This is a genomic window from Pseudomonas mosselii (genome assembly GCF_019823065.1).
GTDB classification, from domain to species: domain Bacteria; phylum Pseudomonadota; class Gammaproteobacteria; order Pseudomonadales; family Pseudomonadaceae; genus Aquipseudomonas; species Aquipseudomonas mosselii.
The window spans coordinates 4139375-4152348 of the sequence record NZ_CP081966.1 but is presented as its reverse complement, the minus strand read 5'-3'; the positions used below and the strand labels follow the sequence as shown (position 1 = coordinate 4152348).

8 protein-coding genes are annotated in these 12974 nt (G+C 66.5%); 4 read left to right on the top strand and 4 right to left on the bottom strand.

Annotated elements, in window-relative coordinates; translation table 11 throughout:
• Nucleotides 1-7 precede the first annotated feature (7 nt).
• Nucleotides 8-616: a transcriptional repressor LexA gene (gene lexA / locus K5H97_RS19300; protein ID WP_028692736.1), complete on the bottom strand. Its 609-nt coding sequence runs from the start codon at nt 614-616 to the stop codon at nt 8-10.
• 219 nt (nt 617-835) lie between these two features.
• On the opposite strand from lexA, the gene K5H97_RS19295 reads away from it, so the two are divergent.
• The gene (locus K5H97_RS19295) at nt 836-1540 is read left to right on the top strand and encodes a TetR/AcrR family transcriptional regulator (protein ID WP_028692735.1); all 705 of its coding nucleotides are present in this window, start codon (nt 836-838) and stop codon (nt 1538-1540) included.
• A 194-nt stretch (nt 1541-1734) separates the two neighbouring features.
• Entirely contained in the window at nt 1735-2733 is a 999-nt protein-coding gene (gene nagZ, locus K5H97_RS19290) for a beta-N-acetylhexosaminidase (protein WP_175406179.1), read from the top strand.
• A gap of 66 nt (nt 2734-2799) precedes the next feature.
• Here nagZ and K5H97_RS19285 read toward each other — a convergent pair whose 3' ends face one another.
• The 3 genes from K5H97_RS19285 to mfd form a co-directional block, all read right to left on the bottom strand.
• A complete protein-coding gene (locus tag K5H97_RS19285) occupies nt 2800-5700 on the bottom strand; it encodes a DEAD/DEAH box helicase (RefSeq protein WP_390898247.1) in 2901 nt (966 codons plus the stop codon).
• Nucleotides 5701-6112: 412 nt separating this feature from the next.
• Nucleotides 6113-6673 (bottom strand): CsiV family protein, encoded by a 561-nt coding sequence (locus tag K5H97_RS19280; protein WP_028692733.1) that lies wholly within the window; start codon nt 6671-6673, stop codon nt 6113-6115.
• Nucleotides 6674-6682: 9 nt separating this feature from the next.
• Nucleotides 6683-10132 (bottom strand): transcription-repair coupling factor, encoded by a 3450-nt coding sequence (gene mfd, locus K5H97_RS19275; RefSeq protein ID WP_028692732.1) that lies wholly within the window; start codon nt 10130-10132, stop codon nt 6683-6685.
• Between the two features lie 167 nt (nt 10133-10299).
• Between mfd and K5H97_RS19270 the strand changes: the two genes are divergently transcribed.
• Together K5H97_RS19270 and K5H97_RS19265 are read left to right on the top strand one after the other, a co-directional pair.
• Nucleotides 10300-11763: a glyceraldehyde-3-phosphate dehydrogenase gene (locus K5H97_RS19270; RefSeq protein ID WP_036986701.1), complete on the top strand. Its 1464-nt coding sequence runs from the start codon at nt 10300-10302 to the stop codon at nt 11761-11763.
• 103 nt (nt 11764-11866) lie between these two features.
• Nucleotides 11867-12865 (top strand): FAD:protein FMN transferase, encoded by a 999-nt coding sequence (locus tag K5H97_RS19265; RefSeq protein ID WP_028692730.1) that lies wholly within the window; start codon nt 11867-11869, stop codon nt 12863-12865.
• Nucleotides 12866-12974 lie beyond the last annotated feature (109 nt).

The window sequence follows — 12974 nt, the reverse complement described above, 5'->3', positions numbered from 1 at the left end:
TCCTGGTTCAGCGGCGCAGGACGCCGACGCTCAAGCCCTCGATCACCAGCTCCTGTTCTTTCAGGTCGACTTCGATGGGGGCGAATTCGGGGTTTTCGGCGAGCAGCCAGACCTTGCTGCCTTCGCGCTTGAAGCGCTTGACGGTCACTTCGTCGCCGATGCGGGCCACCACCACCTGGCCGTTGCGGGCTTCGCGGGTGGTGTGCACGGCCAGCAGGTCGCCGTCGAAGATGCCGATGTCCTTCATGCTCATGCCGTGTACGCGCAACAGGTAGTCGGCGCGGGGATGGAAGAAGGCCGGGTTGATGTTGCAGGATTCCTCGATGTGCTGCTCGGCGAGGATTGGTGCGCCGGCGGCGACCCGGCCAATGATGGGCAGGCCGCTGTCGTCGCTTTTCGGCTCCAGGCCGGGAATGCGGATGCCGCGGGAGGCGCCGGGGGTCATCTCGATGGCGCCCTTGCGGGCCAGGGCCTTCAGGTGTTCCTCGGCGGCGTTGGGTGACTTGAAGCCCAGCTCCTGGGCGATCTCGGCGCGGGTCGGCGGGAAGCCGTTGTCTTCGAGGCAGCGCTTGATGAAGGCCAGAATCTCGGCTTGGCGTGGCGTCAGTTTCAGCATGGGCGAGGGCTCTGTCTTTTTATACAGTGACTGGGATTATATACAGTGGCTCGCAGCCTGCAACCCACCCGGACCAAGAAAGATCGGATGGCCGACGCATCTTGTCGCTTGCAGCCTGACTCTTGGCGCTTTTAAATGGCGACCGACCGGTCACCCAGCCTTGACATTGGCAGGTCTGAAACGTATGTTTCAAACAACTGTTTGTCAGGCGGAGTAGTCATGGCCCAATCGGAAACCGTTGAACGCATCCTCGATGCGGCGGAGCAGCTGTTCGCGGAGCGCGGGTTCGCGGAAACCTCATTGCGGCTGATCACCAGCAAGGCCGGGGTCAACCTGGCGGCGGTGAACTACCATTTCGGTTCGAAGAAAGCCCTGATCCAGGCGGTGTTCTCGCGCTTCCTGGGGCCGTTCTGCGCGAGCCTGGAGCGCGAGCTGGAGCGCCGCCAGGCGCGTCCCGAGCAGAAGGCCTCGCTCGAGGAGCTGCTGGAAATGCTGGTGGAGCAGGCCCTGGCCGTGCAGCCGCGCAGCAACAACGACCTGTCGATCTTCATGCGCCTGCTGGGCTTGGCCTTCAGCCAGAGCCAGGGTCATCTGCGACGTTACCTGGAAGACATGTACGGCAAGGTGTTCCGCCGCTACATGCTGCTGGTTAACGAGGCCGCGCCGCGTATTCCGCCGCTGGAGCTGTTCTGGCGCGTGCACTTCATGCTTGGCGCCGCGGCGTTCAGCATGTCGGGGATCAAGGCCCTGCGGGCCATCGCCGAGACCGATTTCGGCATCAACACCTCGATCGAGCAGGTCATGCGCCTGATGGTGCCGTTCCTGGCCGCCGGCATGCGCGCCGACAGCGGCGTTACCGACGAGGCCATGGCCACGGCGCAGTTGCGTCCGCGCAGCAAGTCCGCCGCCCCCGCCAAGGCCTGAGCACTGGGCGGGGCAGGGCGCTTGCGCTAAGCTAACGCCCATGCCAGACCTTGTCTCCCGCCGCATTTTCCGCCACCACGGCCGCTTCGCCACTGAACCATCGGGCAGTTCGTTGTCCGATGGTTGCGTGCGCCCGCGCCACGGCGAAGCGCCCCTGGACCTCCTCCCATGAAGGACTCCCTATGACTTCCAGCCTGCAAGGCTCCCTGATGGTGGATATCGCCGGTAAATGGCTGACCGCCGAAGACCGCCATCTGCTGCGCCAGCCCGAAGTGGCCGGCCTGATCATCTTTGCCCGCAACATCGACAGCCCGCGTCAGGTGCGCGAGCTGTGCGCGTCGATCCGCGCCATCCGCCCCGAACTGATCCTCGCCGTGGACCAGGAAGGCGGGCGGGTCCAGCGTCTGCGCCAGGGTTTCGTGCGCCTGCCGGCCATGCGCGCGATCGCCGACAACGCCAACGCCGAGTACCTGGCCGAGCAGTGCGGCTGGCTGATGGCCACCGAGGTGCTGGCGGTGGGCCTGGACCTGAGCTTCGCTCCGGTGCTGGACCTCGATCACCAGCGCAGCGCCGTGGTCGGCAGCCGCGCCTTCGAAGGCGATCCACAGCGTGCCACCGCGCTGGCTGGTGCGTTCATCCGCGGCATGAACGCCGCGGGCATGGCTGCCTGCGGCAAGCATTTCCCCGGCCACGGCTGGGCCGAGGCCGACTCCCATGTGGCGATCCCGGTCGACGAGCGCAGTCTGGAGCAGTTGCGCGCGGCCGACCTGGTGCCGTTCACCCGCCTGGGTGGCCAATTGGCGGCGGTGATGCCGGCCCACGTGATCTATCCGCAGGTCGACAATCAGCCGGCCGGCTTCTCCCGGCGCTGGCTGCAGGACATTCTGCGGGGCGAACTGGGCTTTGACGGGGTGATCTTCAGCGACGACCTGTCCATGGCCGGCGCCCATGTGGTGGGTGATGCCGCCAGTCGTATCGAGGCGGCCCTGAGCGCCGGCTGCGACATGGGCCTGGTGTGCAACGACCGAGCGGCGGCGGAGCTGGCGCTGAGCGCGGCGCAGCGGATGAAGGTCAAGCCGTCGCCGCGCATCGCGCGGATGCGCGGGCAGGGCTTTGCGCGTACCGATTACCGACAGCAGCCGCGTTGGCTGGAGGCGTTGGGGGCGTTGAAGGAAGCCCAGCTGGTCGATTAACCTCGCCGGCCTCATCGCGGGGCAGGCCCGTCCCCAAGAAGCCCTGAGGGCTCGTGGGGCGGGCTTTTATTTATTTCGTTTACCCGGCAACGGCGCGAACAGCGCCTCGATCTCGTCATCCCCCAGCCGCCATTGCCCGGCCTGCCCGCCATCGAGCAGCCCGGCCGCCAGCGCTGCCTTTTCCTGTTGCAACTGCTGGATCTTCTCCTCCACCGTCCCCCGGGTGATCAGCTTGAACACGAACACCGGCTTGTCCTGGCCAATACGGTAGGCACGGTCGGTGGCCTGGTTTTCGCTGGCCGGGTTCCACCACGGGTCGTAGTGGATCACGGTGTCGGCGGCGGTCAGGTTCAGTCCGGTGCCGCCGGCCTTGAGGCTGATCAGGAACACCTCGCTGTCGCCATTCTGGAACTGCTGTACCGGCGCGCGGCGGTCGCGGGTGTCGCCGGTCAGCAGGCTGTAGCGGATGCCACGCTTCTCCAGTTCGAACTCGATCAGCGCCAGCATCGAGGTGAACTGCGAGAACAGCAGTACCTTGCGCCCCTCGCTGAGCAGCTCCTCGAGCATTTCCAGCAGGCTGCCCAGCTTGCCTTTGTCGGCGAATGTGCCCTTGGCCTCGGTGCCCTTGACCAGGCGCAGGTCGCAGCACACCTGGCGCAGCTTGAGCAGCGCGTCGAGGATGACGATCTGGCTGCGGGCGGCGCCGTTGCGGGCGATTTCGTCGCGGACCTTCTTGTCCATCGCCACCCGTACCGCCTCATAGGTGTCGCGCTGGGCGTCGCTGAGCTCGACCCAGTGGATCATCTCGGTCTTGGCCGGCAGCTCGGTGGCCACCTGCTCCTTGGTACGGCGCAGCAGGAACGGGCGGATGCGGCTGGCCAGGTGGGCCATGCGCTCGGCGTCGCCGTGGCGCTCGATCGGGGTGCGGTAGTCCTGGGTGAAGCGCTTGCTGTCACCCAGCCAGCCGGGCATCAGGAAGTGGAAGATCGACCACAGTTCGCCGAGGTTGTTCTCCATCGGGGTGCCGGTCAGGCACAGCCGCTGACTGGCCTGCAGCTCACGCACCGCCTGGGCGGCCTTGCTGGTGCTGCTCTTGATGTTCTGCGCCTCGTCCAGTACCAGCAGGTGCCAGGACTGGGCCTTGAGGTGTTCAAGATCGCGAGGGACGAGGGCGTAGGTGGTCAGTACCAGGTCGTAGTCAGCCAGGTTGGCGAAGTGCTTGCTGCGGCCGGGGCCGTGCAGGGCCAGGACGCGCAGGTCGGGGGCGAAGCGCCGGGCCTCGTCGAGCCAGTTGGGCACCAGGCTGGTGGGCATCACCGCCAGTGCCGGGTGGACCAGGCGCCCGGCTTCCTTCTCCAGCAGCAGGTGGGCCAGGGTCTGCAGGGTCTTGCCCAGGCCCATGTCGTCGCCAAGGATGCCGCCGGTGCCCATTTCGCGCAGGGCCTGCAGCCAGTTCAGGCCTTGCTGCTGGTAGGGGCGCAGGGTGGCGTTCAGGCCCTTGGGCGGCGTCACCTGCAGGTCGCGGGCGTCACGCAGGCGCCGGCCCAGGTCGCGGACATGGTTGCCGCCTTGCCATTGCAGTGGCAGGTGGTCGATGTCGTTCAGGCGCGCGGCGTCGGCGCGCTCCAGGCGCAGGCTCGGGCCGCTGGCGTCCTCATGCAGGTACAGCTCGCCCAGGGTGCCCATCACTGCCTTGATCCGCCCGTAGGGCAGGGCGACTCGCAGCGCCGGGCTGTCGTGGCGGGCGCGGTTGAGGTCGATCAGCAGGTGTTCATCGTCACTGCGCCGCGCCAGCTCGCTGGGGCGCAGCAGCTCGGGGCTTGCGCGTAGTAGCTGCAGGACTATTGGCAGCAGGCTGTGTCGCTGGCCGTCGACGACGATGCCCAGCTCCAGGTCGAACCATTCGTGGCCCGGCGCTTCGTCGATGGTGGCGTACCAGTCGTCGACCTCGTGCAGGTTGAAGGCGAAGTCGCGGTGCACGTCAATGGCCCAGCCGGCCTCGCGCAGGCGCGGCAGGCCTTCGCGGGCGAAGCTCAGCCAGGCTTCGTCGTCGGGCAGTTGGTACATTTCGCCGGCGCTGTCGGGCAGGGCCTTGCTCTGGCGGGTGGCGGGCTTGAAGCCCTGCTCGCGCAATGCCTTGCGCAGGGCCTGCTCGGCCTGGGGCTGGCGGCGGATGCGCTGGCTGGTGCTGCCCACCAGGCGGCTCAGCGGCTTGTCGTCGCCGCCGCTGGCGCGCAGGCCGTCGTAGTCGAACGCCAGCGCGGCGCGGTGCTGCATCTGCCGTTGCATGCGTCCGGTCTTGGGCGTGTAGGCGCTGAACTCGAGGCTGCCGAGGGTCAGGTGCGGGATCGTCTCGATGTTGTCGAGTTGTTCCTGTTGCACGGTAGTGGGCGTCGGCAGCTGATGATTGAGGGCGTTGAGCTTGTGGCTGAGGGGCACGATAAGGTGTTCCGGTACATCGGGAGCAAGGGACAGCTGCAGGGCGGTGTGCGGATCCAGGTCGTGGGAAACGGTGCCGACTTCCTGGGTGTCGATATCGAAGTAGTACAGCGGCACCAGCGGCAGCACGCAATCGAGCGGTACCTCGCCGTTGTACCACAGGCCGCGATAGTCGCCGTTGTCCAGGCGTACCCAGCGGAACGCTGCCTGGCGGGGCGCGCCCGGGATCAGCATGGGCAGGCCTTCGATGAACATCATGCGCCCGGTGTCCAGTGCCCGTTGCAGCAGCTCGCCGCCTTCGTGTCCCTTGAGTGGATAGCCGCGCTCATGGCCGTAGGGTGCAGTCTGCGCCGAGAGCTGGCGCAGGATGCGCAGGTCCTCGTCCTTGACGAACTTTGGCGGCTCGTAGAGCAGTTCGTACAGCGACTGGACGCGGCTGTAGCGAATGCCGTGCTCTTCGCGGGTGCCTTTGCGCACACGCAGCGCGCAACTCTGGTCGTCGTTGAGTATCAGCTGGTAGCAGACCATGCGGCCGCGCTTGTCTTGCGTGGCGTCTTGTCGCGGCGCAGGCGGCTCCAGCCCCTGCAGCCAGTGCTGCAGGTGATGGGGCAGCTGGTCGCCGTTGGCCGCGACCTGTCCGTAGCGGTTGGCCAGGGTATAGAGCGCGGCGGCGCAGTGCTTGCAGTTGGTGCCGACCGGACAGGAGCAGTCGCCGCGCACATGGCACTGCCCGGAGGGACCGGCAGTGATGATGATCCGCTGGCGGTAGACGTTGCCGCCGCTGCCGTGGCAGGTGGATTCGATGCGCGAGTCGCCGTGGGACTGGATCTGCACCAGGCCCTGTTCGGCGTACCGTTCGCCCCGTTGCAGGGTGGCTGCGGAAAAGTCGCGCTTCCAGCTCGGGTTCTCGGCTGCCAGCTTCTGCACATCGGCGTTCACGTCACTGCTCCATCATTTCCGGGTCCGGCAGTGGGATCTTGCGCATGCCGGCCGGCGAAACCCTGAGCAGCAGCGCCAGGTGACCGCCATCGAAGAAGGTCAGCTGGCCGGCCTTCATGTTGCTGTTGTTCTGCTTGAGCTGTTCGCTCTGCAGTACGCTGCCGTTGCCATCGAGCTGGTTGACCCAGAAGTTGGCGTCGACGGCGATGAAGCGATCTTCCCTGATGCTCAGGTTGCCCTCGATGGGGAAGTGGCCGAACTGTTCGTCGCCGACGCCCAGGGCGACAGTCTCGGTGTCCTGCTGCCAGGCCTTGTGCAGCAGCACGGTGTAGTCGGCGGTGGCCTGAAGGCGGGTGACTTCATCACCCAAACCGGTTGGACGCTCGGCGCCTTTTTCCAGGCGCGGCGCGCCGGCGCTCCAGTCTTCCGGAGCGAAGGGGCTGGTGATCGCCGGCACGGCGTTCTGCCGCACCAGGATCATTTCTACCTGGTAGGGGCCTGCGGCGAAGGCAGCCGGCGCGAGCAGGGCCAGCAGCAGGGTCAGGCAACGGATGGCACGCATGAAGCTTCCTTATGGATTTTGTGGAGTGAGGCGCTCGAACAGCGCTTCCAGGGTGTTGAAACGTTCTTCGGGGCGTTCCATCGGCACCAGGAAGCGGAACTGGGTCGCGCCTTCGAACTTGTAGCGTTTGGGCTGGCCCTGGATCAGCTTGATCAGGGTCAGCGGGTCGACCGGGGTCTCGGCCTCGAACTCGAGCTTGCCGCCGTTGGGGCCGGCGTCGACTTTCTTGATGCCGAGCTTTTCCGCCTGCAGCTTGAGCAGGGTCAGGCGCATCAGGTTCTTGGTAGGCTCTGGCAGCAAGCCGAAGCGGTCGATCATTTCCACCTGCAGGTCCTTGAGGCCCTCTTCGTCGGCCGCCGAGGCGATGCGCTTGTAGAGGATCAGGCGTGCATGCACGTCGGGCAGGTAGTCCTCGGGGATCAGCGCCGGCAGGCGCAGGTTGATCTCCGGGCCGCCGCCCAGCGGCTGCTCGAGGTTCGGCTGGTTGCCCTTGCGGATGGCCTTGACCGCGCGCTCGAGCATTTCCATGTACAGGGTGAAGCCGACGGCCTGGATCTGCCCGCTCTGGCCTTCGCCAAGCAGTTCGCCGGCGCCGCGGATCTCCAGGTCGTTGGTGGCCAGGACGAAGCCCGCGCCCAGGTCCTGGGTATTGGCGATGGCCTCCAGGCGTTTCTCGGCATCGGCACTGATCTGCTGGCGCGGCGGCGTCAGCAGGTAGGCATAGGCCTGGTGGTGGCTGCGCCCGACCCGGCCGCGCAGCTGGTGCAGCTGGGCCAGGCCGAACTTGTCGGCGCGCTCGATGACAATGGTGTTGGCGCTGGGCACGTCGATGCCGGTCTCGATGATGGTCGAGGCGATCAGCACGTTGAAGCGCTTGTGGTAGAAGTCGCTCATCACCTGTTCGAGTTCACGCTCGCGCATCTGCCCGTGACCGATGCCGATGCGCGCCTCGGGCACCAGTTCGGCCAGTTCCGCGGCGCACTTCTCGATGGTCTTGACGTCGTTGTGCAGGTAGTACACCTGGCCGCCGCGCAGCAGTTCGCGCAGCAGCGCTTCCTTGACCGTGCTCTTGTTCTGCTCCATGACGAAGGTGCGCACCGACAGGCGCCTGGCCGGCGGAGTGGCGATGATCGACAGGTCGCGCATGCCCGACACCGCCATGTTCAGCGTGCGGGGAATCGGCGTTGCGGTCAGGGTGAGGATGTCCACTTCGCTGCGCAGGGCCTTGAGCTGTTCTTTTTGGCGCACGCCGAAGCGGTGTTCCTCGTCGATGATGGCCAGGCCCAGGTCCTTGAAGCGCACATCATCCTGCAGCAGCTTGTGGGTGCCGATGAGAATGTCGATCTTGCCTTCGGCCAGTTCCGCCGCGGCGCTGGCGACTTCCTTGGCCGACTTGAAGCGGCTCATCACCTCGACCTTCACCGGCCAGTCGGCGAAGCGGTCGCGGAAGCTGTTGTAGTGCTGCTGGGCGAGCAGGGTGGTGGGTACCAGCACCGCCACCTGGCGGCCACTGTGCACGGCGATGAAGGCGGCGCGCATGGCCACTTCGGTCTTGCCGAAGCCGACGTCGCCGCAGACCAGGCGGTCCATGGGCTGGCCGGCGAGCATGTCGGCGCGTACCGCCTCGATGGCGGCCTGCTGGTCGGGGGTTTCCTCGAACGGGAAGCCGGCACTGAAGGTGGCGTAGTCGGCGGCCGGGTCGGCGAAGGCATAGCCTTTGCGCGCGGCGCGGCGGGCATAGATGTCAAGCAGCTCGGCGGCGACGTCGCGCACCTGTTCGGCGGCCTTGCGCTTGGCTTTCTGCCAGGCTTCGGAGCCCAGCCGGTGCAAAGGCGCCAGGGCGTCGTCGCTGCCGGTGTAGCGGGCGATCAGGTGCAGGTTGGCCACCGGCACGTAGAGTTTGGCGCCCTCGGCGTATTCGAGGGTGAGGAACTCGGCGGCCTGGCCGTCGATCTCCAGGGTCGCCAGGCCCAGGTAGCGGCCCACGCCATGGTCGATGTGCACCACCGGGGCGCCTTCGCGCAGCTCGGTGAGGTTCTTGATCACCGCGTCGTTGGCCGCCTCGCCGCGTTTCTCGCGGCGCCGGCGCTGCATCACGCGCTGGCCGAACAGCGGGCTTTCGGCGACCAGGGCCAGGCTGGGGTCGTCCAGCAGCAGGCCGTCGTCCAGCGGCGCGATGGTGATCGCCAGGCGTTCGCCGCCATTGACGAAGTCGGCCCAGCCGTCGACGGTGTGCGGGCGCAGCTTCAGGCGTTCGAGCAGCTCCAGCAGCACTTCGCGCCGGCCCGCCGATTCCGCCGTGAACAGCACCCGGCCGGGGAACTGGTCGAGGAAGTTCGCCAGTTCCGCCAGCGGCTGGTTGGCCTTGGCCTCGATGGCCAGGTTGGGCAGGGCGCGGGCCGGAAAGCGCTCGCGGCCGACGCCGGGCTCGACGTCGTCGGCACCGATCACCACCCGTGGCCATTGCTTGAGGCGGGCGAAGCAGTCCTCCACCGGCATGAACAGCTCCGCCGGCGGCAGCAGCGGTCGGCTGAGGTCGCCGCGGCGCTCTTCATAGCGCCCGCGCACGTCGTTCCAGAAATGCTCGGCGGCCTGCTCCACGCCCGGCAGGGAGAACACCTGGGTGTCCGCCGGCAGGTAGTCGAACAGGGTGGCGGTCTCTTCGAAGAACAGCGGCAGGTAGTACTCGATGCCGGCGGGGATGATGCCGCTGGTGAGGTCCTGGAAGATCGCGCTGCGGCGGAAGTCCACGTCGAAGCGTTCGCGGAAGCGCGCCTTGAAGCGCGTCACCTCGTCCTTCTGCATGGGAAACTCGCGCGCCGGCAGCAGTCGGATCGAGTCGACCTTGTCGATCGAGCGCTGCGACTCCGGGTCGAAGGTGCGCAGGGTCTCGATCTCGTCGTCGAACAGGTCGATGCGGTACGGCTGCTTGCTGCCCATGGGGAACAGGTCGATCAGCGCGCCGCGCACGGCGAACTCGCCATGCTCGTAGACCGTGTCAACGCAGCGGTAGCCGCTGGCCTCGAGGCGCGTGCGCATCTGCTCGACGTCGATCTTCTGGCCGACGTCCAGCACCAGGCTGCTGCCCAGCAGGAAGCGCGTGGGGGCCAGGCGGTGCAGGGCGGTGGTGATCGGCACGACCAGGATGCCGTGGTCCAGCTCCGGCAGCCGGTAGAGGCTGGCGATGCGCTGGGAGATGATGTCCTGGTGCGGCGAGAACAGGTCGTAGGGCAGGGTTTCCCAGTCTGGGAACGGCAGCACCGGCAGCGCCGGCGCGAAGAAGCGCAGCTCCTGCTCGAGGCGGTCGGCCGCCTGGCTGTCGGCGGTCAGCAACAGGGTGAAGCGACCGGCGGTACTGGCCGCCTCGGCGATGGCCAGGCTCAAGGCGGCGCCGGGCAGGTTGCCCCAGGTTTGTTTGCCGGCCGTGGCCGACATTTGCGGTAGGCGCAGAACTGACACGGGAGATCGGACTCCAAGCGATGCGGCAAAGAGGTCGATTGTACCGGTGCCGGGGCTCGCTGTCAGGCTCGCGAGGGCATGACGACGGGGTCTGGCGTCGGCGACAGGCGCTCATTGCCCGATACGCCGAGGGGCGTCATAATGTAGCCCCTTTTTTGTTCCCCTACATGTGGAAGGTTACCGTGACTCAGAAGCCCGACCAGTGTCTTGGTGAGTGGATCGATCGTGAAGCCCTGGCTGAAGCGATGATCCCGCTTATCGGTCAGCTCTACCGCAACAACAACGTGGTGAGCTCGATCTATGGCCGCAGCCTGATCAACCGTTCGGTTATCTCGATCCTCAAAGCCCACCGCTTTGCCCGTCACCGTCAGACCGACGAGACCGAGCTGTCCGTCCACGAGACATTCCCCCTGCTCAAGGCCATGAGCGAGCTGAAACTGGGTGCCGCCTCGGTGGACCTGGGCAAGCTGGCCAACAAGTTCAAGGCCGAAGGCAACGGCCGCAGCGCCGAGCAGTTCGTCCGTGACGAACTGGCCGACGTCGTGGGTCAGCAGAACGCTTCCGCACGCAAGGGCACCGACGTCGTCCTGTACGGCTTCGGCCGTATCGGCCGCCTGCTGGCGCGCATCCTGATCGAGAAGACCGGTGGTGGCGACGGCCTGCGCCTGCGCGCCATCGTCGTGCGCAAGGGCGCCGAGAACGACCTGGTCAAGCGCGCCAGCCTGCTGCGCCGTGACTCGGTGCACGGTCCGTTCGACGGCACCATCGTCATCGATGAAGCCAACAACACCATCACCGCCAACGGCAACCTGATCCAGGTGATCTACGCCAAGAGCCCGAGCGAAGTCGACTACACCCAGTACGGCATCCACGATGCGCTGATCGTCGACAACACCGGCGTATGGCGTGACGCCGACGGCCTCGGCCAGCACCTGGCCTGCCCGGGCGCTGCTCGCGTGATCCTCACCGCACCTGGCAAGGGCGCGCTGAAGAACATCGTGCACGGCATCAACCACGGCGACATCAGCGCCGACGACAAGATCATCTCGGCGGCGTCCTGCACCACCAACGCCATCGTGCCGGTGCTCAAGGCCATCAACGACCAGTACGGCATCGTCAACGGCCACGTCGAAACCGTTCACTCGTTCACCAACGACCAGAACCTGATCGACAACTTCCACAAGGGCAGCCGTCGTGGCCGCGCCGCGCCGCTGAACATGGTCATCACCGAGACCGGTGCCGCCACCGCCGCCGCCAAGGCCCTGCCGGTGCTCAAGGGCAAGCTGACCGGCAATGCCATCCGTGTGCCGACGCCGAACGTGTCGATGGCCATTCTCAACCTGAACCTCGAGAAGGCCACCACCCGCGAAGAGCTGAACGAGTACCTGCGCCAGACCGCCATGCACTCGGAGCTGCACAAGCAGATCGACTACGTCAGCTCCCAGGAAGTGGTGTCCACCGACTTCGTCGGCTCGCGCCACGCCGGTGTGGTCGACGCCGAGGCGACCATCTGCAACGACAACCGCGTTGTCCTGTACGTCTGGTACGACAACGAGTTCGGTTACAGCTGCCAGGTGGTACGCGTGATGGAAGACATGGCTGGTGTGAACCCGCCAGCGTTTCCACGCTGATCCGCTTGTAATGCGTTGAAAAAACGGGAACCTTCGGGTTCCCGTTTTTTTTGCTCCTCGCATCAGTGCGGTCGCTGTGGGCCGGTCAACCGAGAAATCCATGTTGCGCACAGTTCTTCTGCTTTGCCTGTTGTTGCTGTCAGCCTGCAATCAAGGCCCCACCCTCGAGCGCTTCGGCGGCCCGACCATGGGCAGCAGCTACAGCATCCAGTACGTGCGCCAACCCGGCGGCCCTGCGCCCGACCAGGTCCAGGCCGAGGTCGAGGCCATCTTCCAGGCCATCGACGCCCGCTACTCCACCTACCGCGGCGACTCTACCGTCAGCCGTTTCAACCAGCTCCCGGCCAATCAGTGCCTGCCCATCGACGCCGACCTGTTCGAGCTGGCCAGCTTCGGCCAGCACCTGGCCGAGCAGAGCCGGGGTGCCTTCGACCTCACCGTCGAGCCACTGCTCGACCTCTGGGGCTTTGGCCCGCAGGCCCGCGAGATGCACGTGCCCGACCCGCAGGCGCTGGCACGTGCACGTGAGCGTGTGGGCTACCGGCACCTGCGCATCGAGGGTGACGCCCTGTGCAAGGACGCCCCCATCGAGCTGGACTTCAACAGCATCGCCGCTGGCCACGCCGTCGACCTGATCGCCCAGCGCCTGCGCGGCATGGGCATCGAGGCGTTTCTCGCCGAAGCCACCGGCGAGCTCAAGGCCGTGGGCCGCAAGCCCGACGGCAGTGCCTGGCGGGTGGCCCTGGAGCTGCCGCGCGAGGATCGCCAGATCGCCCGCCAGGTCATCGACGTGGCGGACATGGCCGTGTCGACCTCGGGTGACTATCGGCATTATTTCGAGGACAATGGCCGGCGCTATTCGCACACCTTCGACGCCCATCTCGGGCGCCCGGTCGAGCACGACCTGGCGGCGGTGACGGTGCTCGACGGCTCGGCGCTGCAGGCCGACGGCTACTCGACCCTGCTGTTGATCCTCGGGCCGCAGCAGGGCTGGGATTTCGCCGTCGCCCACGGCATTGCCGCGGTACTGGTGACCCGGGTCGAGGGTGGTTTCGTCTCCCGTTCCACGCCGGCCTTCGAGCGGGCGGTGAAAGGCGAGTGAAAGGCAAGCCACGGATGATCAATGCCAGGGAAGCGGTGAAACGACATGTAGTGCAGGCAATAATGGCCTACGACGCGACCAAGGGTTAATGTGCGCGGCGTTCACGCTT